This window comes from Rodentibacter sp. Ppn85, from assembly GCF_001999335.1.
In the GTDB taxonomy this organism is placed as follows: domain Bacteria; phylum Pseudomonadota; class Gammaproteobacteria; order Enterobacterales; family Pasteurellaceae; genus Rodentibacter.
This window is the reverse complement of the sequence record NZ_MLHS01000027.1, coordinates 18,521-39,638: the sequence shown is the minus strand read 5'-3', so window position 1 is coordinate 39,638 and position 21,118 is coordinate 18,521. Positions and strand designations below refer to the sequence as shown.

17 protein-coding genes, 1 pseudogene and 1 other annotated feature are annotated in these 21,118 nt (G+C 43.6%); all 18 genes and pseudogenes read left to right on the top strand.

Going from position 1 to position 21,118, the window contains the following annotated elements; genetic code table 11:
- Nucleotides 1-410: 410 nt before the first annotated feature.
- Nucleotides 411-535: a sequence feature (His leader region), on the top strand.
- Between the two features lie 24 nt (nt 536-559).
- The 18 genes and pseudogenes from hisG to cydC all read left to right on the top strand — a co-directional run bounded on the left by hisG (nt 560) and on the right by cydC (nt 21,114).
- The gene (gene hisG, locus BKL51_RS05685; RefSeq protein ID WP_077465770.1) at nt 560-1,459 is read left to right on the top strand and encodes an ATP phosphoribosyltransferase; all 900 of its coding nucleotides are present in this window, start codon (nt 560-562) and stop codon (nt 1,457-1,459) included.
- A gap of 35 nt (nt 1,460-1,494) precedes the next feature.
- The gene (gene hisD / locus BKL51_RS05680; RefSeq protein WP_077465769.1) at nt 1,495-2,784 is read left to right on the top strand and encodes a histidinol dehydrogenase; all 1,290 of its coding nucleotides are present in this window, start codon (nt 1,495-1,497) and stop codon (nt 2,782-2,784) included.
- A gap of 117 nt (nt 2,785-2,901) precedes the next feature.
- Nucleotides 2,902-3,342 (top strand): GNAT family N-acetyltransferase, encoded by a 441-nt coding sequence (locus tag BKL51_RS05675; protein ID WP_077465768.1) that lies wholly within the window; start codon nt 2,902-2,904, stop codon nt 3,340-3,342.
- Nucleotides 3,343-3,381: 39 nt separating this feature from the next.
- Nucleotides 3,382-4,362, top strand: a pseudogene (gene rhuM, locus BKL51_RS05670) (RhuM family protein).
- A gap of 23 nt (nt 4,363-4,385) precedes the next feature.
- A complete protein-coding gene (locus tag BKL51_RS05665; protein WP_077465767.1) occupies nt 4,386-4,946 on the top strand; it encodes a histidine phosphatase family protein in 561 nt (186 codons plus the stop codon).
- 49 nt (nt 4,947-4,995) lie between these two features.
- Nucleotides 4,996-6,048, top strand: coding sequence for a histidinol-phosphate transaminase (hisC, locus tag BKL51_RS05660; RefSeq protein ID WP_077465766.1), 1,053 nt, complete (start codon nt 4,996-4,998; stop codon nt 6,046-6,048).
- A gap of 154 nt (nt 6,049-6,202) precedes the next feature.
- Nucleotides 6,203-7,288: a bifunctional histidinol-phosphatase/imidazoleglycerol-phosphate dehydratase HisB gene (gene hisB / locus BKL51_RS05655; RefSeq protein ID WP_077465765.1), complete on the top strand. Its 1,086-nt coding sequence runs from the start codon at nt 6,203-6,205 to the stop codon at nt 7,286-7,288.
- A 24-nt stretch (nt 7,289-7,312) separates the two neighbouring features.
- Complete coding sequence (locus BKL51_RS05650; protein WP_077465764.1) at nt 7,313-8,158, top strand: DUF817 domain-containing protein; 846 nt, start codon at nt 7,313-7,315, stop codon at nt 8,156-8,158.
- A 38-nt stretch (nt 8,159-8,196) separates the two neighbouring features.
- A complete protein-coding gene (hisH, locus tag BKL51_RS05645; RefSeq protein ID WP_077465763.1) occupies nt 8,197-8,787 on the top strand; it encodes an imidazole glycerol phosphate synthase subunit HisH in 591 nt (196 codons plus the stop codon).
- 121 nt (nt 8,788-8,908) lie between these two features.
- Entirely contained in the window at nt 8,909-9,754 is an 846-nt protein-coding gene (locus BKL51_RS05640; RefSeq protein WP_077465762.1) for a BRO family protein, read from the top strand.
- Nucleotides 9,755-9,774: 20 nt separating this feature from the next.
- On the top strand, nt 9,775-10,521 hold the full coding sequence (gene hisA, locus BKL51_RS05635; protein WP_077465761.1) for a 1-(5-phosphoribosyl)-5-[(5-phosphoribosylamino)methylideneamino]imidazole-4-carboxamide isomerase: 747 nt from the start codon (nt 9,775-9,777) through the stop codon (nt 10,519-10,521).
- Entirely contained in the window at nt 10,503-11,276 is a 774-nt protein-coding gene (gene hisF / locus BKL51_RS05630) for an imidazole glycerol phosphate synthase subunit HisF (RefSeq protein WP_077465760.1), read from the top strand. Before hisA ends, hisF begins: the two co-directional genes overlap by 19 nt.
- Before the next feature lie 193 nt (nt 11,277-11,469).
- On the top strand, nt 11,470-11,913 hold the full coding sequence (locus BKL51_RS05625; RefSeq protein ID WP_143530549.1) for a DUF2726 domain-containing protein: 444 nt from the start codon (nt 11,470-11,472) through the stop codon (nt 11,911-11,913).
- Nucleotides 11,876-12,490 (top strand): bifunctional phosphoribosyl-AMP cyclohydrolase/phosphoribosyl-ATP diphosphatase HisIE, encoded by a 615-nt coding sequence (hisIE, locus tag BKL51_RS05620; protein WP_077465759.1) that lies wholly within the window; start codon nt 11,876-11,878, stop codon nt 12,488-12,490. The genes BKL51_RS05625 and hisIE overlap by 38 nt, the downstream gene beginning before the upstream one ends.
- 116 nt (nt 12,491-12,606) lie before the next feature.
- Nucleotides 12,607-15,030, top strand: coding sequence for a DNA topoisomerase (ATP-hydrolyzing) subunit B (gene gyrB / locus BKL51_RS05615; RefSeq protein ID WP_077465758.1), 2,424 nt, complete (start codon nt 12,607-12,609; stop codon nt 15,028-15,030).
- A 155-nt stretch (nt 15,031-15,185) separates the two neighbouring features.
- A complete protein-coding gene (locus BKL51_RS05610; RefSeq protein ID WP_077465757.1) occupies nt 15,186-17,687 on the top strand; it encodes a TonB-dependent hemoglobin/transferrin/lactoferrin family receptor in 2,502 nt (833 codons plus the stop codon).
- A 30-nt stretch (nt 17,688-17,717) separates the two neighbouring features.
- Nucleotides 17,718-19,463, top strand: coding sequence for an ABC transporter ATP-binding protein/permease (locus BKL51_RS05605; protein WP_077465756.1), 1,746 nt, complete (start codon nt 17,718-17,720; stop codon nt 19,461-19,463).
- Nucleotides 19,456-21,114, top strand: a complete 1,659-nt coding sequence (gene cydC / locus BKL51_RS05600) for a thiol reductant ABC exporter subunit CydC (RefSeq protein ID WP_077465755.1) — start codon at nt 19,456-19,458, stop codon at nt 21,112-21,114. Before BKL51_RS05605 ends, cydC begins: the two co-directional genes overlap by 8 nt.
- Nucleotides 21,115-21,118 lie beyond the last annotated feature (4 nt).

Below are 21,118 nucleotides of genomic sequence, written 5' to 3'. Positions count from 1 at the left end.
AATCTACGTCAGCCCCAAAGCTTTTACCCATGAGTTTGCTAAATTTAGCATAACAAGGATTGTTATTTGAAAAATTGGAAAAATACAATTTTTAGCATTTTAATAGTGAACTAAAAAAGTTACTGTGATGAGTTTTGCAACACAAAGATTTAACATCCAAAATCAGCTGGATGAAATAAGAAACGGTATTAGGTTACGGATTACTAGTAAAAAATACCAGAAAATAGACCGCACTTTATATTGTCTCTTAAATCATTTTATTCATTTTTGGGGCAACAGAACCAATTTTTTTCTTTATATACAATCGCTTGCGTCTTTTATCAAAAAGCCCTTGCGCGTCCATTCATTTTTGCGTATAGTCAAAAACAATCAATTTTGGAGTAAATTATGCGCTTTATTCGTACTAAACATCATCACCATCATTTTCCTGAATAATCTTTCGGGCATTTGGTGTGTTCGGAAGAAAACTTCCGAGTACGAATGAACCCAATCCCCCAATTCAACCCCTCGGAAGTCATTTCGAGGGGTTTTTCTTTATCCAAAATAACAGGAACGCAATATGACAAACAAAGACAGACTACGCATCGCCATACAAAAATCCGGGCGGCTCAGCACCGACTGCCAAATGCTTCTCAAGCAGTGCGGCGTAAAAATTCACTGGAACGAACAGCGGCTGCTCGCCTATGCCGAAAACCTGCCGATTGATATTTTACGGGTACGCGATGACGATATTCCGGGGCTGATTTTTGACGGCGTGGTCGATCTTGGCATTATCGGCGAAAATGTGCTGGAAGAAGTGGCGTTAGGGCGACTTGCCGGTGGTGAAAATGCCGATTACAAATTGCTTAAACGTTTGGATTTTGGCGGTTGCCGTCTCTCCCTCGCCCTGCCAAGAGAGGCAGATTATCGCAATCTTGCCGATTTAACCGACGCCCGCATTGCCACGTCCTATCCGAATCTGCTTAAACGCTATATGCAGCAACACAATGTGCCGTTCAAAAATTGCTTGCTGACCGGCTCGGTAGAAGTTGCGCCCGCCGCCGGTTTAGCCAATGCCATTTGTGATTTGGTCTCCTCGGGGGCAACGTTAGAAGCAAACGGATTGCGGGAAGTGGAAGTGATTTACCGCTCTACTGCCTGCCTTGTGCAGCGGGCAACGGAAATGGATTGCAAAAAACAGGCGCTAATCGACCGCTTGCTTACCCGCATTCAAGGGGTGCAACAGGCTGCGGAAAGCAAATACATAATGCTGCACGCGCCAAAAGATCGGCTCGCCGAGATTACCGCACTCCTACCGGGGGTGGAAAATCCCACCATTCTTTCATTGGCTCACGACACCAACCAAGTAGCGATGCACGTTGTCAGCCAAGAAAACCTATTTTGGGAAACAATGGAAAAACTCAAAGCCATCGGCGCAAGTTCGATTTTGGTGTTACCGATTGAGAAGATGATGAAATAGCAGCGGATTTTTAAATTAAAAACAAGGAATAAACGATGCAAACACTCACTTGGAATAACCTGACCGACACAGAACGGCAGCAAGCCTTAACCCGTCCGGCGTTATCGGCGTCTAATGAAATTAAACAAGCGGTCGGAAACATCCTCGATCTTGTCAAATCGCAGGGTGATCGGGCGTTATTTGATCTCACCGAAAAATTCGATAAGGTGAAATTAGAGCGGTTGATCGTATCGTCAGCCGAGATCCGACAGGCGGGCGAACGGCTTTCGACTGAGCTGAAACAAGCCATTCAACAGGCTAAACAAAATATTGTCACTTTCCACCAAGCCCAACAACCGCAAATCGTGGATATTGAAACCCAAGCAGGGGTTCGTTGCCAAGTACTGACCCGCCCGATTGAACGGGTGGGGCTCTATATCCCCGGCGGTTCTGCGCCGCTTTTTTCCACGGTGCTGATGCTAGCCGTGCCGGCAACCATTGCCGGTTGTCAAAAAATCGTGCTGTGCAGCCCGCCACCGATTGCCGATGAAATTCTCTACACCGCCGAGCTATGCGGCATTGATACCGTCTATGCCGTGGGCGGGGCGCAAGCCATTGCGGCGATAGCATTTGGTACGGAAACGGTTGCCAAAGTGGATAAAATTTTCGGGCCGGGCAATGCCTTCGTGACAGAGGCAAAACGCCAAGTGAGCCAGTCTTTCAACGGTGCAGCGATAGATATGCCGGCCGGCCCGTCAGAGGTATTAGTCATCGCCGATGAAAAGGCTGACCCTGATTTTGTCGCCAGCGATCTGCTCTCCCAAGCGGAACACGGCGCGGACAGTCAGGTGATCTTGGTAACGAATAGTGAAACGCTGGCAAAACAGACCGCACTTTCGATTGAACGACAACTTGCAAATTTACCGCGCAAACAGACCGCTTGCCAAGCCCTTGAACATAGCCGAATCTTTATCGCGCAAGATTTAGCCGAGTGTGTCCAAATCAGCAACGCCTACGCACCGGAGCATTTGGTGGTGCAAACGGAAAATCCGCGAGCATGGCTTGATCAACTCGACAACGCCGGCTCCATTTTCTTAGGGGCATACAGCCCCGAAAGTATGGGGGATTACGCCAGCGGAACAAACCACGTGTTGCCGACTTACGGCGACACCCGCACCTATTCCGGTTTAGGACTGGCGGATTTTAGCAAGCGAATGACTGTGCAAGAACTGAGTCCACAGGGCTTCCAAGCCCTTGCCCCGACCGTAATGACAATGGCTGCTGCCGAACGGCTTGAGGCTCACAAGCAAGCGGTAGCAATTAGGTTGGAGAAGTTAGAGAGGTAGCATCAAAAAATGTATATTGTTGATACTGTGTGTAGGGACACGCTGTGCGTGTCCGAGGACGCAAGCATTGCGTCCCTACAATATTTTTAATCTTCATTATTATTGCAGAGAACAATTATGAACATTATTGAAATAACAAATAGAACCCCACTACTTATTGAAAAATTATTAACTATTTGGGAAACGTCCGTTAAAGCAACCCATTTATTTTTATCCGATAGAGAAATTGAACATATCAAACAATATGTGCCGCAGGCATTAGAGCATATTCCGCATTTAATTGTGATTGAAAATAGTGAAAAGCAACCGCTTGGCTTTATGGGCATTGTCGAACATAAATTAGAAATGTTATTTATTGATAACGCTCAACGAGGAAACGGATTGGGCAAAGCGCTAGTGAATTACGCTATTGAAAAATATGCAATGAATGAATTAACCGTGAATGAACAAAATCCATCGGCGAAAGGCTTTTACGAGCGAATGGGCTTTCGGGTCTATAAACGTTCCGAGTTTGATGAACAAGGCAATCCTTATCCTATTTTATTTATGAAACGCTAGAAAAATGTATTTAAGAAAAGACAAACAAAAGGAGAAAAAATGCAAAATCCAATTGAAATTTACCAAACGCAAGACGGACAAGCCCAAGTTGAGGTCCGTTTTGAAAATGACACCGTTTGGCTTTCACAGGCACAGATGGCAGAACTGTTTGGTAAAGATACTCGAACAATTAATGAACATATTCAAAATGTATTTGATGATAAAGAATTAGAGCGTAATTCAACTATCCGGAAATTCCGGATAGTTCGCCAAGAAGGAAAAAGATCGGTGAATCGTGAAATCGAACATTATGATCTGGATATGATTATATCTATTGGCTACCGTGTGAAATCTCCTCAAGGTATTGCCTTTCGACGCTGGGCAACCGCCCGCTTAAAAGACTATTTAGTAAAAGGCTATGCGTTAAATCAAAAACGTTTGCAACAAAATGTGGTGGAGTTGGAGCAAGCGCTGGCTTTAATTCAAAAAACGGCACAATCGTCCGAATTAATCCTCGCCAGCGGGCGTGGGTTAGTGGATATCGTCAGCCGTTATGCGCAGACATTTTTATGGCTGCAACAATATGACGAAGGATTGTTAATCGAACCCAAAACTCAGCAAGGCGGCGTGTTGCCAAGCCTGACGGAAGCGCGTTCTGCACTGGCCGACTTTAAACGCCAATTAGTCGAACGGGGCGAAGCGTCCGATTTATTCGGGCGTGAGCGTGATGAGGGTTTGGCTGCAATTTTAGGCAATTTAGATCAAACGGTTTTCGGTGAGCCCGCCTCCGAGTATTGAAGCGAAAGCGGCGCATTTACTTATTTTGTTGTGAAAAATCACCCGTTTTCAGACGGCAATAAACGCAGCGGGGCATTTTTATTTGTCGATTTTTTACATAGAAATAACCGCTTGCTTAATGCGGAAAATCAGCCCGTGATTAATGATACGGGACTGGCAGCTCTCACTTTATTAGTGGCAGAATCTGATCCTAAACAAAAAGACACATTAATTCGGTTGATGATGCATATGTTAAAAAACTAAAGGCGACAAGAGGGGATATTCATATGAAAAAGCGCATCATATTAATTCGGCACTGCACACCAAATATGCCTAATAGGAAATGTACTGCCGAGCAAGCGAAGCAATATTTAATCGCATACGATAATACAGAAGATATTAATCTCTCTGAAATAGCCTGCTTAAGCTCACAGACTATCCTGAATGAGATTAAACAAAGCGAATGTGTTTATAGTTCCCCTTTGCCGAGAGCCCGTATTACCGCAGAATATCTGTTTGAACGAGATAAAATCATCTTTTGTGATGAACTTAAAGAATTTAATTTACATATTGCCGATATTCCGTTGCTTTCATTATCCGTATCGCATTGGTTTGTGATCTCCCGTTTACTTTGGTTCATTGGGCTAAATCGGGCCAGTAAAACACCGTCTCAAGAAAAATTAAGGGTAAACAATTTTATGCAGAAAGTACCCATAGACCAAAACTGTGCTATTGTGGCGCACGGTTTGGTGATTCGTGAAATGAAAAAGATCTTAGCCAAACAAGGTTATCGCCAAACCTTCTCGGAAAAGCAAGGGTGTTTTAGTATCACTATATTAGAGCCATAATGTTTTTAGGTTATACAAAATTTATCATAGGTTTTAAAAGGCAAACACAATGACTATCCACCAATTATCCCGAAAAAATATCCAAGCCCTTACCCCCTATCAATCCGCCCGCCGTTTGGGCGGTCGGGGCGATGTATGGTTAAATGCCAATGAATACCCGACTTCACCAAACTTCGATTTAACCGACCGCACTTTTAACCGCTACCCCGAACCGCAGCCTCAAGGGGTGATTGAGGGCTACGCCCACTATGCCGGCGTGCAGCCTAAAAATGTATTGGTCAGCCGTGGCGGAGACGAAAGTATTGAGCTGATTATCCGCGCATTCTGTGAAGCGAATGATGCCGTTCTATATTGCCCGCCGACCTACGGAATGTACGCCGTCAGTGCCGAAACCTGCGGGATTGCCTGTAAAACCGTGCCGCTCACGGCGGATTTCCAACTGAACCTCAGCGAGATTGCACGCCGGCTTGACGGCGTGAAAGTGGTGTTTGTCTGCCGCCCGAATAACCCGACGGGCAACCTGATCAAGCGGTCGGATTTGCTGACACTTTTGCAAATGACCGCAGGTAAAGCGATTGTGGTGGTGGACGAAGCCTACATCGAATTTTGCCCTGAGGCGACAATGGCAACAGAACTGGCAAACTTCCCGCATTTGGCGATTATCCGCACCCTCTCCAAAGCCTTTGCGCTGGCGGGCTTGCGTTGCGGCTTTACCCTCGCCAACCCTGAATTGATCCGCATTTTGCAGAAAGTCATCGCGCCTTATCCGCTGCCCGTGCCGGTCGCCGATATTGCCGCCCAAGCCTTGCAACCGGTGGGATTGGCTCAAATGCAGCGCCAAGTTGCCGACACCCTGGCAAACCGTGCGGATTTGCAAAAAAATCTCGAAAAGTTACCGCTTGTGGAACAGGTTTTCCCCAGCGAAACCAATTATCTGCTGGTCAAATTTCAAAACGGGCAAAAAGTGTTTCAGACGCTTTGGGAACAAGGGATTATTCTGCGAGATCAACACAAGGCGTGGGGGTTACAGAATTGTGTGCGGATTACCGTGGGGACGACGCGTGAGAATGAGCGCGTGTTGGGGGCGATAAAATCAATATGATGCCAAGCCTCATCTCTCCCTAGCACGAGTGGTGCTAGGTTACTGAAGCCCGGCGCCTTTGGCACTGATAGCTATAAAATAAATGGTGCTGCAAAGCAGCTCGGATTAAATAACCCCATACGGCTCGTATGGGATAGATTGATGGAGAAACCATATGCAACCCACCCTATTTATCGACCGTGACGGCACGTTGATTGACGAGCCGAAAACCGACTTCCAAATCGACAGTTTGGAAAAACTGCAATTTGAGCCGAACGTGATTCCCGCCTTGCTGAAATTGCAGACCCGCTACCGCTTGGTGATGGTGAGCAATCAGGACGGACTGGGCACGGCGTCCTTTCCGCAAGCGGATTTTGACAAACCGCACAACGCAATGATGGTGCTCTTTTCATCGCAAAGTATTCGGTTTGACGAGGTGCTGATCTGCCCGCATAAACCCGAAGACCACTGCGAGTGTCGCAAGCCGAAAACCGCATTGCTACAACACTATCTTGAGGGGAAACACTTTGATCCCGCCCAAAGTTTTGTGATTGGCGATCGGCAAACCGATGTTCAGCTCGCGGAAAATCTCGGCATTCGGGCGTTGCAATATCACCGCGAAAAGTTGAATTGGGATCTGATCGTGGAAAAATTATTGTCGCAACCGACCGCTTGTCACGACCGCGCGCCGCGCTACGCCGAAGTGGTGCGCAAAACCAAAGAAACGGACATCAAGGTGCAAATTTGGCTGGACGAAACGGGCGTAAATGAGATCTGCACCGGCGTGGGCTTTTTCGACCATATGCTCGACCAAATCGCCACCCACGGCGGCTTCCGTATGAATGTTTCGTGCAAAGGCGATCTGTGGATTGACGAACACCACACCGTAGAAGATACCGCCCTCGCCCTTGGGGCGGCGATTAAACAAGCCTTGGGCGACAAACGGGGCATTGCCCGCTTCGGCTTTGTCTTGCCGATGGACGAATGCAAAGCCGAATGTACGCTCGATCTCTCCGGCCGACCGTATTTCAAATTTAAAGCCAAATTCAAGCGGGACAAAGTGGGCGATTTCAGCACCGAAATGACGGAGCATTTCTTCCAATCCTTGGCTTATAGCCTGATGGCTACCCTGCATTTAAAAGTCAAAGGCGATAACGACCACCATAAAATCGAAAGCCTGTTTAAAGTGTTCGGGCGCACGTTAAGACAGGCGATTAAGGTGGAGGGAAGGGAGTTGCCGAGTAGTAAGGGGGTTCTTTAATGGTCGTTCTGGAAATATCATAAAATGCTAAATAAATTAGACTATTGGCTTGTACATCACCCACTTAACCCTGAACTTCTAGGGATAAAACGCTTTATAGTGGAATTTTGGTTTTTCGGGTTAAAAGAAGCGAGAGCTTGTCTTTTTGCTGGGCTATTTTTTATCGTGATGTTTGCAATACCGAAAACAGGATTATGGGGTATTTCCCGCTATGATGTCTTACTAATTTTTGCCATCGTATTACAAGCAGTAATGTATTGGGCAAAATTGGAAACTTTAGATGAAATAAAATCGATCACACTATTTCACCTAGTTGGATTCGCTTTGGAATACTTTAAGACATCAAGCAGTATTCAGTCTTGGGCTTATCCTGATTTTGCCTACACCAAAATTGGTGGAGTGCCATTGTTCACGGGATTTATGTATGCTGCTGTAGGTAGCTATATTATCCAAGCTTGGCGACTACTTGATGTGAAAATCAAAAGCCATCCCCCTTATTGGCTTTCTGCTTTGGTGGCTGTATTGATTTACCTTAATTTTTTTACGCACCATTATATTGGCGATTATCGATGGTATTTAGCTGCTTTTGCAATGGGGTTGTATGCATGTACTTATGTTTATTTTACCCCTTACGACCGCAAACGCCGTATGCCACTATTGCTTGCCTTTGCATTAATTGGCTTTTTTATTTGGTTGGCAGAAAATATCGGAACATTTATAGGTATTTGGCAGTATCCTAACCAAATGGGGGCGTGGACAACCGTGCATTTAGGTAAATGGGGAGCTTGGTCATTATTGATTGTAATGACGTTTACCATTGTGGCAAATTTAAAACATATCAAACAAACTATTCGGGTTTCTAGGGATTGATACCCATAAAAATAGTAAAGATAGAAAGGAATAATATAATGAAATTAGTCATCATCGACACCGGCTGTGCCAATCTTTCCTCTGTCAAATTTGCCTTTGACCGACTGGGTTATCGCGCCGAAATCACAAGGGATCGGAAAAAAATTCAATCGGCCGAGAAATTAATTTTACCCGGCGTAGGCACGGCGATGGCGGCGATGAAAAACCTGCACGATCGCCGGTTAATTGAGACCATTCAAAACCTCACGCAACCCGTATTAGGCATTTGCTTGGGAATGCAGTTAATGACGGCATTTTCTGATGAAGGCAATGTGGCGACGCTCAATCTGATGGAGGGGAAAACCGAGCGGATACCCGATACGGGGCTGTCGTTGCCGCATATGGGCTGGAATAACGTCAATTACCAACCCGACCACCCATTATTCGCGGGGATTGCGCAAGGCAGCCATTTCTATTTTGTGCATAGCTACGCCGTATTGCCCAATAACAATACGATTGCCACCTGTGATTACGGCGTGCCGTTTTCCGCCGCCATTCAGCGGGATAATTTTTATGGCGTCCAGTTTCACCCGGAACGCTCGGGCAAAAATGGCGCAATGTTGCTGAGAAATTTTGTCGAAAATGGCTGACAAGCGGTGAGATCGTTCGCCTTTGTTGCAAATTCTGTGATCTTGATCGTAAAACTGAATGAGAGTGATGGCGCTAACAAATTTACTGAATATAATTACAGTAAATTGGGGGTAATAAGCAATGAATGAGATTAAATTATTTGAAAATAGCCAAATCCGTTCCGTTTGGGATAGTGAAAAGGCAGAATGGTTTTTTAGTGTGGTGGATATTGTACAAGCACTTTCGGGTAGCAATAATCCACGCCGTTATTGGAGTGATTTAAAACGGAAAATCAAGGATGAAGAGGGCGGCGTTGAGTTGTACGAAAAAATCGTACAACTGAAATTTAGGGCGGCTGACGGTAAAATGTACAAAACCGATGCGATTGATTTACAAGGCATTTTTCGCATTATTCAATCGATCCCTTCCCCTAAAGCCGAGCCGTTTAAACTTTGGTTGGCTGAGGTGGGGAAAGAGCGGGTTGATGAGATTATCGATCCCGAATTAACTATCGACCGTGCGTTAGAAACCTACTTGAAAAAAGGCTATTCTCGTGAATGGATTAACCAACGCTTGCAGGCTATTCAGGTGCGAAAAGAATTAACGGATGCGTGGCAAGATCACGGCATTGAACAGGGGCGGGAGTTTGCGATTTTAACCAATGAAATTACACGGACTTGGAGCGGAATGACGACTCGAGAATATAAAGATTTCAAAGGCTTAAAGAAAGAAAACTTGCGCGATAATATGTCCACGACCGAATTGGTACTGAATATGTTAGCCGAGGCCGCCACGAAGGATATTACCCAGATTACGCACCCACAAGGGTTGGAAGAAAATAAAGCGGTCGCACAGCGCGGGGGAAATGTGGCCAAAGTTGCACGAGAAAGCCTTGAAAAAGAAACGGGAAAGCCTGTTATTACACCGCAAAATGCGATTGATTTCGCACAGCTTATCGGCAATATTGCAAAATTAAATCAAAAATAATCAGTATTAAGGCAAACACAATGAAAACATCAATGATTATCCCCGCCCTTGATTTGATTGACGGGAAGATCGTACGGTTACACCAGGGGGATTATGCCCAACAAACCACCTACAATGACGACCCTATCAGCCAATTTGCCGATTACATTCGGCAGGGCGCGGCGCAGTTACACTTGGTGGATTTAACCGGCGCAAAAGATCCGCATCGTCGGCAAACCGCATTGATTGGGCAAATTATTGAGACGACCCAAGGCCATATTCAAGTAGGCGGGGGGATTCGCTGTGAGCAAGATATCCAAGCGTTGTTCGCAGTGGGGGCTAATCGGGTGGTGATTGGCTCAACGGCGGTAACCGAACCGAAAACCGTGCAGCACTGGTTTGAAAAATACGGCGCAGAAAAATTCGTACTCGCCTTGGATGTGCGCATTGCACACGGGCAAAAATACGTAGCGATCAAAGGCTGGCAAGAAACCAGCCCGCTCACCCTTGAAAACGTGGTAGAAAACTACCGCACTTTTGGCTTGCAACACGTGTTATGTACCGATATTTCACGGGACGGCACGCTGGCCGGCTCAAATGTTTCCCTTTACCGTGAAATGTGTGAGGCGTTTCCCGATATTCATTTTCAATCTTCCGGCGGGATCGGATCGCTTGCGGATATTGAAGCACTCAAAGGCACGGGTGTGACAGGCGTGATTGTCGGGCGGGCGTTATTAGACGGGAAATTTAGCGTAGAGGAGGCGATAAAATGTTGGCAAAACGGATAATTCCTTGCTTGGACGTGAAAGACGGGCAAGTCGTCAAAGGCGTGCAATTCCGTGATCACGAAATTATCGGCGACATTGTCCCGCTTGCAAAACGTTACGCGGCAGAAGGAGCGGACGAATTGGTGTTTTATGACATTACGGCATCGTCGGACGGCAGAACAGTGGACAAAAGCTGGGTAGCACGCGTTGCCAAGGTAATTGATATTCCGTTTTGTGTGGCGGGCGGTATAAAAACGCTAAAGGATGCCGAAGCGTTGTTTGCTTTTGGCGCGGATAAAATCTCGATTAACTCACCGGCATTGGCTGATCCCACCCTGATTTCAAGGTTGGCGGATCGTTTCGGGGTGCAGGCAATCGTGGTCGGGATCGACAGCTGGTTTGAGGCGGTAACCGGCAAATATTGGGTCAATCAATATACCGGCGATGAAAACCGTACCCGCCAAACCCACTGGCAATTATTGGATTGGGTTAAAGAGGTACAACAACGGGGCGCGGGGGAAATTGTACTCAATATGATGAACCAAGACGGGGTTCGCAAGGGCTACGACCTCGTTCAACTGAAAAAGGTACGGGAAGTCTGCCGTGTTCCGCTGATTGCCTCCGGCGGGGCGGGAGAAATGGCGCATTTCCGCGATGCGTTTATGGAGGCTAAAGTGGACGGTGCGTTGGCAGCGAGTGTATTTCATAAGCAGATTATTCAAATTGGGGAGTTAAAGGCGTATTTATCTCAATTTGATTTTTCAATCCGAATATAGCAAGCGGTCTTTTATTTGGATAATATTGCAAACTGTTTAGTGAGGTTAAATAATGGATTTACGATTAATCGGTGAAATTATTTTATTTCTCTTTCTCTGTTTTATGATTGTTTTATTCAAGCCTAGGTGATATAAGCGAAAAAACCGTCAGCAAATTGCGTTCTCATCAAATGAGAAAAGTCATTTAGCGCTGATGTCAGAGGCCATTTTTACTAAAAAACCTTTAATGAATAAATCGGAATATCAGCTATTTCTAAAAATAACACAGCGATTAAGCAGTATTGAGAATAGGCAATATTTTCGGTTATTTTCGCAAGTGTCAATGGGCGAAATATTAGCGACAAAAGACAATCGACATTTTGCTTTAATTAACAGTAAACGGATCGATTTTTTAATTATCGATCGAAAAGGCTATCCCGTGATTGCGATTGAATATCAAGGAAAGGGGCATTATCAACAAAATGCGATTGAGCGGGATGCGATAAAAAGAGAGGCTTGCCGAAAAGCCAATATAAAATACCTTGAGTTTGATGACGAAAATGACCAAATTCAACTAGAGGCAATGACCAAATACCTTCATTTATATTTAGAGGAACAGAATGCTAAATCTAACCCAAATCAACTGGCAAAAAATTGATAATCTTCTCCCTGTTATCGTTCAACATATTCAAACCTGCGAAGTGCTGATGTTGGGTTATATGAACCAAGCAGCCTTAGAAAAAACCTTAAATGAAAAGCGGGTGACCTTTTATTCCCGCACCAAGCAGCGGCTATGGACGAAAGGGGAAAACTCGGGGCATTTCCTCAACGTGATGGATATGAGCCTTGATTGCGATAACGATAGCCTCTTAATTTTGGCCGAACCGATGGGCAATACCTGCCATACAGGGGCGGAAAGCTGCTTTCATCAATTTGAAAAAAGCGAGCCGGATTGGATCTTTTTCAGCAAATTAGAGCGGTTAATTGCCAGCCGTAAAGGGGTCGATCCGCAAACTTCTTACACCGCCCAACTTTACGCTAAAGGCACAAAACGTATTGCACAGAAAGTTGGCGAAGAAGGCGTAGAAACGGCTCTTGCCGCCACGGTGAAAGATAGGGAAGAAACCATTTGCGAAGCCGCCGATTTAGCTTATCACCTCACGGTCCTATTACAGGATGCGGGATTATCGTGGGCTGATGTGATCAGTAAATTGAAAGAACGTCATACCGGATAATTTTCACCTCAAGGAACAGCTTTTTAGAATAAGAGCCTTTTTGGTAATTATTCGCTAATTAGCGCATTTTTTGCTATAATCTCGCCCAATTTTCATTTACAAAATAGAGATTAATTATGTCAGAAACGACCATGACCGATAACTACGGTGCATCCAGTATCAAAGTATTAAAAGGGCTAGATGCAGTACGTAAACGCCCGGGGATGTATATTGGTGATACCGATGATGGCACCGGCTTGCACCACATGGTGTTTGAGGTGGTGGATAATGCGATTGATGAGGCATTGGCAGGCCATTGTTCAGATATTATCGTGACAATTCATGATGATAATTCGGTGTCTGTGCAAGATGATGGTCGTGGAATTCCAGTGGATATTCATCCGGAAGAAGGCGTTTCGGCTGCTGAAGTGATTATGACGGTATTGCACGCTGGCGGTAAATTCGACGATAACTCTTATAAAGTATCGGGCGGTTTGCACGGCGTGGGGGTATCGGTAGTCAATGCGCTTTCTGACAAATTGCAGCTCACCATTCGTCGTCAAGGTCATGTGCATGAGCAATTTTATCATTTAGGTGAACCGCAAGCACCATTAACTGTGATTGGTGATACTGATGTCAGCGGTACGACCGTGCGTTTCTGGCCAAGTCCGGATATTTTTGCCATCACAACGTTTGATTACAAAATTCTCGCAAAACGGTTACGTGAACTTTCATTTTTGAATTCTGGTGTATCTATTCGCTTGATTGATAAACGTGATGGCGCAGAAGATCATTTCCACTATGAAGGTGGGATTCAGGCCTTTGTTGAGTACTTAAACAAAAATAAAAATCCAATTCACCCGAAACCTTTCTACTTTACGGCAGAAAAAGACGGTATAGGTGTGGAAGTAGCATTGCAATGGAATGATGGTGTGAATGAAAACGTCTATTGCTTCACCAATAATATTCCGCAACGTGATGGCGGCACACACTTAGCTGGTTTTCGTGGTGCTCTGACCCGTAGTTTAAACAACTATATGGAAAGTGAAGGTCTATTGAAAAAAGAAAAAGTCGCAACTTCAGGCGATGATGCTCGTGAAGGTTTAGTGGCGATTATTTCTGTGAAAGTGCCTGATCCTAAGTTTTCTTCTCAAACGAAAGATAAATTAGTTTCTTCTGAAGTGAAGAGTGCAGTGGAATCTGCAATGAATGAGAAAATGCAGGAATACTTATTGGAAAATCCTGCGGATGCGAAAATCATTGTTAATCAAATTATTATGGCGGCACGGGCCCGTGAAGCAGCACGTAAGGCCCGTGAGATGACACGCCGTAAAGGGGCATTGGATATTGCCGGGCTTCCGGGCAAACTGGCAGATTGCCAAGAAAAAGACCCTGCACTTTCAGAACTTTACTTAGTGGAGGGAGATTCTGCGGGTGGTTCGGCAAAAGTGGGACGAGATCGTAAAACCCAAGCTATTTTGCCGTTAAAGGGAAAGATTCTCAATGTTGAGAAAGCACGTTTTGACAAAATGCTTTCTTCCCAAGAAGTGGGTACATTAATTACCGCGTTGGGTTGTGGTATCGGACGCGATGAATATAATCCGGATAAATTGCGTTACCACCATATCATTATTATGACCGATGCGGATGTGGACGGCTCACATATTCGTACGCTTTTACTCACATTTTTCTATCGCCAAATGCCTGAGCTTATTGAGCGCGGTTATGTGTATATTGCCCAACCACCGCTTTATAAAGTGAAAAAAGGCAAACAAGAACGTTATATTAAAGATACGGACGAGATGGAACAATATGAATTAACGCTTGCTCTTGATGGTGCGGCGTTACACGTCAGTGAAAATGCTCCGGCAATGAATAGTCTTGTTTTTGAAAAATTGGTAGCGGAATATAACAGCGTACAAAAATTGATTGTGCGTTTAAGTCGTCATTATCCAACTCCGTTATTGCAAGGTTTAATTTATCAACCGCCGCTTTCTGTTGAGATGATGCGTGACGAAAGTGCGGTTGAAAATTGGGGTAAATCTTTCGTTCAACAACTTGAAGAAAAAGAAATCGAAGCGAATCAATATACGGTACGAACTCAATTCAATGCTGAGCGTCAAGTTTATGAGGCTGTTATTACCGTCCGTAAACACGGCATAGATAACGATTACTTTATTAACTTTGATTTCGTGAGCGGTAATGAATATGCGAAAATTGTTTTACTCAATAATCAATTAAACGGGTTATTAGAGGACGGAGCCTATGTTGCTCGCGGTGAAAAAGTCCAACCGGTACGCACCTTTGAACAAGCCGTAGAATGGTTAGTGAAAGAATCACGCAAAGGTTTAGAAGTGCAACGTTATAAAGGATTGGGGGAAATGAACGCCGATCAGCTTTGGGAAACCACGATGGATCCAAACGCCCGCCGTATGCTGAAAGTGTCTATTAAAGATGCCGTAGCGGCTGATCAACTTTTTACAACCTTAATGGGCGATGAAGTAGAACCGCGTCGAGAGTTTATTGAAATGAACGCGTTACGGGCAAACTTAGATGTTTAATCCGATGATCAAAAAAGCCCGCTATTTGGCGGGTTTTTTGTGGGAAGAAAATCCTAGAAAAGGATAGGAATAATTCTCATTGGCATAGTATTCAGGTTACTTTATAATTGATAACGTTTCTCAAATTTTTATCAATCACCTAAGGTAACTCCACTATGCACCCAAAAAATCATCAAAAATTTCTAAAATATTCTCCAATCGCCTTACTTGTTGCCGTTTATAGTCATGCTGTTTTTGGCGAAACATCGGAAAATCCGACCGCACCTTCCGTCGAATTGGAAACAATCAATGTCAATACGGAACTTGCAACTCAAAATGAAGTACATAAAACACCGGCAGTGATCAAAAAAAATGCCAATACTATTCAAAACGAACTGATTAGAGACACATCCGATTTAGTCCGTTACTCCACGGACGTCGGTATTTCCGATAATGGTCGTCGCTTGAAAGGCTTTGCGATGCGCGGTGTAGAAGGGAATCGGGTAGGAATCAGTATTGACGGCGTATCCCTACCTGATTCGGAAGAAAACTCGTTATATTCCCGCTACGGGAATTTTAATAACTCCAGATTAAGTATCGATCCCGAATTAATCCGTAATATTGAGATTGTTAGAGGCTCCGATTCCTTATCTTTTGGTAGCGGCTCACTCGGCGGTAATGTTAATTACCACACCTTAGAGGCGACCGATATTGTTAGCAGCGGAAAATCCCTTGGCGGCTTTTTACGTTCCAGTTATACTGGCAAAAATCAGCAATGGACGAATACGCTCGGCTTCGGCTATGTGGGCGAAAATATTGATGCGCTTTTAATTTATTCTCAGCGACGCGGGCAAGAAACCGAAAGTGCCGGAGGTGATATTACGCTGCAAAGTAACGGAAAATATGACACGCCGAGAGATATTGAAAGGAGGGCAGAAATCGGCGCGGCACGAATCCATCCCGATCCGTCAAAACACACAAATCACAGTTTCTTAGCCAAACTCGGTTGGAACTTTATGCCCGGTCATCGCTTAGGTCTCTCTTTAAACGGACAAAGAAACAGCAATTATACTGATGAAAAATCCTACTCGTTAATGACTTACTGGCGTGAAGCCGATGATCGACAAAAACGCCTTAATTTCAATGTGTTCTATGAATGGGCGCCTGAATCCGATGTCGTTTCTTTAGTCCGAACGGATGTTGATTATCAAAAAACTGAAAATAGCGCGATTAATTACAAAGGTTCGTATGAACGGGTAGGCGGAAATTATAACGACGGATTTATTTATCAAAAAGGCTACCTACAACACCGCGATAACCGCAATCTTAAAACCGATTTTTATCGGGTTTCATTAACCTTAGACAGTCAGTCTCTCACCCTTTGGAATATAGAACACCAACTCAAATTAAAAACGTCTTTGGCAAAAAGAGAGTTTGAGAATATCAACCAAGATGATGTGCTAAATCCGGATGGCAGTCTGAATAAACGGGAAATTTATACGATTCAATATCCGATAAAAACCAAACAATATACGTTGACCCTACGGGATCACCTTATTTTCAATGATATATTTTCTGCCAGATTCGGGCTTGGCTATCATTATGAAAAAGTGAAACCCCAACATATTGATCCCAATGTTCCTTGCGGCAAAAGTTCCGGGTTCGGCAGATTATGTAGCGAAGTGGATATGGACGGTAAAGTCTTTAATAATTGGAGTGGATTAGCCGGTTTAGATGCCCAAATTAATGAAACTTGGAAGCTGGGCTATCAATTTAGTACGGGATATCGTGTGCCTACTGCGTCGGAAATGTTTTTTACCTTTGAAAGCCCTTACGGCAACTGGGCAGCAAACCCCGATTTGAAGTCGGAAAAAAGTCAAAATCATCATCTCTTTTTACAAGGGAAGGGAAAATACGGTGAAATGGATATTAGCCTATACCAAACCCATTACCGCCACTTTTTATTTGAGCAAGAAACCGTGATTACCCGTACAAATCCACATTGTGATTGGTATGCAAAATACTACACCGGCTGTACCGACAAACAGGACGATTATTACCAACAAATGGTGAATTTGGATAAAGCCAAAATCAAGGGAATTGAATTTAAAGGCAGCTTAGATTTACATCAACTTTTTTCTCCACTACCAAACGGATTAAAACTGCAAGGTGCATTAGGTTACAGCAAAGGTAAATTGTCCACCTCTGACAGCCTATTATCTATTCAACCGCTGAAAATCATTATCGGCTTGGATTATAAAGATCCAAACGGCGTATGGGGAATTTTCTCCAGATTGACCTACTTAGGCAATAAAAAACCAAAGGATGCCCAAGTCTCGGAAATGGCGGAAAGATGTGTTGAATCGGGCTTTGATTACTGGTCTGGCGGTCAAGTTTGTAAAAAAACGGAAAGTTACCTTAAAACCGAAACCTATCGTTGGTTGAATAATAAAGCCTTCGTCTTTGATTTATTCGGCTATTACAAACCGTTTTCCAATATCACATTGCGCGCCGGCGTTTACAATTTATTCAACCGTAAATATCACACTTGGGACAGCTTACGCGGATTAAACCGCCGTTCAACAGTAAATACAGTGGATTGGGATAAAGGACAGGGATTAGAGCGTTTTTATGCACCGGGCAGAAATTATTCCGCCTCCGTCGAAATTCGTTTTTAATTCATCAATAAAAATAGGAGACATCATTTTATGATGATAGATAAACGTCTGATTAATACTGTGGCGGAGAGTAAAAAATGGATTGCAGTTACAGTACTGTGGAACTGGCTTGCTTTAGTCGGGGGAATTGTCACGGCTGTAGTATTTTCATATATCCTACAAGCCTCATTTTTAGGCGATCTTCGCATACCAAGTGCGGTTGGTTTGGGCGCAATTTTGCTGGCTGCACTTGCTCTGCGAGTATTTGTCGGTAAAAAATCCGTACAGGCATCTTATTTTGCCAGCACAAGGGTGAAACACGAATTACGCAGTTTGATTTATCGTAAATTGGCGGGGATGCCTATTAATCAGGTACATCAACAATCCACCTCAAGTACTATTCAGATTGCCTCAGAAGGCGTGGAGCAATTAGAAATCTATTTTGGGCGTTATTTACCCCAGTTATTTTATAGCTTGCTTGCTCCCCTCACGTTGTTCTTTTTCTTGGTCTTTTTTAATGCACCGACCACATTCATTTTGCTGGTGTGCGTGCCGCTTATCCCGATGTCTATTATTGCCGTGAATAAAATTGCCAAAAAACTCTTGGCAAAATATTGGGCGATCTATGTCGGGTTGGGAAGTAGTTTTTTAGATAATTTACAGGGTTTGATTACACTAAAAATCTATCAAGATGACGGCTATAAAGCCAAACAAATGGATGCGGAAGCGGAACAGTTTCGCACCATTACAATGAAAGTGCTGACAATGCAGCTTAATTCTGTTTCATTAATGGATTTACTCGCCTATGGTGGCGCGGCTGTCGGGATATTAACCGCACTTTTGCAATATCAAGAGAACCAAATCAGTATTTTAGGTGTGATTTTGTTTATCTTACTTGCCTCGGAATTTTTTATTCCCTTGCGTTTATTGGGTTCTTTTTTCCATGTGGCAATGAACGGTAAAGCTGCCTCCGATAAGATTTTTATTTTGCTTGATACGCCGCTAGAAACACAACAAAGTGCGGTCGGTTTTGCTGCAAAAAATAATGTGCATGTAGAAATACAGGATTTACATTTTGCCTATTCCGAGGAAAAACAAGCGATTCAAGGTTTGAATTTAACGATTCCGGCAAATCAACTCACTGTTTTTGTTGGTAAAAGCGGTTGCGGAAAATCTACACTGGTATCGTTATTAATGGGATTTTACAAAGCGCAGAAAGGTGAGATTTTATTTAATGGACAAAATGTCGTTGAAATTAACCGCACTTCCTTTTACGAAAATGTTTCACTGGTTAGCCATAGCAGCTACGTGTTTAAAGGTTCCTTGCGTGAAAATATGCAAATGGCGAAAGCCGAAGCCTCCGATGAGCAAATTTACCAATGTTTGGAACAAGTCAATTTAGCCGACTTTGTGCGTGAAAATGGCGGTTTGGATATGCCTTTATTAAGCCGCGGGACAAATTTATCCGGCGGTCAAATTCAGCGTTTAGCCTTGGCTAGAGCGTTGCTGCATAATGCGAAGTTTTATATTTTTGATGAAGCCACCAGTAATATTGATGTAGAAAGCGAAGAGGTGATCTTGAAATTTATCCAACAATTTAAACAACACAAAACTATCGTGATGATTTCTCATCGCCTTGCTAACGCAGTGAATGCAAATAATATTTATGTTTTGGAAAAAGGTAAATTGATTGAGCAAGGTACGCATACTACTTTAATAACAGAAAACGGCGCCTATGCGGAAATGTTCCGACAACAAAAATCTTTAGAACAAATTAGAGAGGTGGTAAATGCGTAAAAACGGATTTTTAGTGATGTGGCAATTGCTACAGTTGGTCAAACCGCTTGCGCATATTATGCTGTTTACCATCACAATGGGAACGCTCGGCTTTCTAAGTGCGATTTTTATTATGGTGCTGGGCGCAATGGGGTTGGCTTATTTGCTTGGTTTTGACGGGCATTTAAATTTAACTCAAATTTTAACCGCACTTATTACACTTGCCGTTGCCCGTGGGGTTTTGCGTTATTTGGAGCAAATGTCCGGTCATTATATTGCCTTCAAATTACTGGCATTGTTGCGTGATAAAGTCTTTTCCGCCTTACGACGTTTGGCGTTTGTTAAATTGCAAGATAAACAAGCCGGCCAGCTTGTATCTTTAGTCACAAATGATATTGAGTTGCTTGAAGTATTTTACGCCCACACCATTGCGCCGATTATGATTGCATTCCTTACCTCTACAATTTTAGTTGCGGTATTTGCTCATTTTTCCCCATGGTTTGCCTTAATAGCACTTATTGCATATCTTTGTATCGGTGTGGTTTTGCCTATCATCACGACCAAATTAGCCCGTGAAGACGGCAGACAATATCGTGAACTGGTGGGGGAAATGAACGATTTTTTCCTAGATAGCATCCGTGGTATGAAAGAAATTCAGCTTTTCGGTTACACGAAAAAGCGTTTAGATGAGATCCAACAGCGTAGCGAATCTATCGATCAGGCTTTCCGAAAAATCAAGGATCAAGAAGGCAAAGTCCGAGTTTACACAGAAATTGCCGTATCAGCCTTTAATATTATTATCTTATTCACAGGTCTGATTTTATTCTATTTTAATAAAATAGACTTTTTCGGTTTTTTAGTCGGCGTGATTTTATTGATGTCGAGTTACGGTCCGGTTATTGCCTTGAGTAATCTTTCCAGTAATTTATTGCAAACTTTGGCATCCGGTGAGCGAGTATTGAGTCTATTGGCGGAACAGCCTGCATTAAAAGAGGTAGAAAGTGCGGTCAATTTAGAAAAGGTTTCTGAAATTCGTGTAGAAAACCTGAGTTTTGCTTATGCGGATGAACAAATTCTGAAGGACATTAATTTTCGGTTACATAAAGGACAAATCTTGGGTATTTATGGTAGGAGTGGGAGTGGCAAAAGCACTTTATTGAAGCTTTTAATGCGTTTTTACGATCCTCAACAAGGGAAAATTTGCATTAACGGTACACCGCTTGCAGAGATCAATACAAAGAGTCTACGCGACAATATGGCATATATTACCCAACAAACCTATATTTTTAATGACACGATTGAAGAAAATATTCGCCTTGCTCATCGTTCTGCGACGCAAGAGCAGATCATAGAAGCCGCTAAACAGGCATCAATTCACAATTTCATTATGAGTTTACCAGAAGGTTATCAAACTAAAATGACGGAATTAGGCGGCAATCTTTCTGATGGGGAAAAACAGCGTATTGGCATTGCTCGTGCTTTCTTACACAATGCTCCTATCATTTTGCTGGATGAACCAACAAGTAATTTGGATAGTTTAAACGAAGCGATTATTTTACAATCGTTACGCAATGTTAAGGCGGATAAACTTATTATTCTTGTCAGCCATCGCCAATCCACTATGGCAATTTGCGATCAGGTCATTCGAATAGAAAGCGGACGGATGTCGTAAAAAA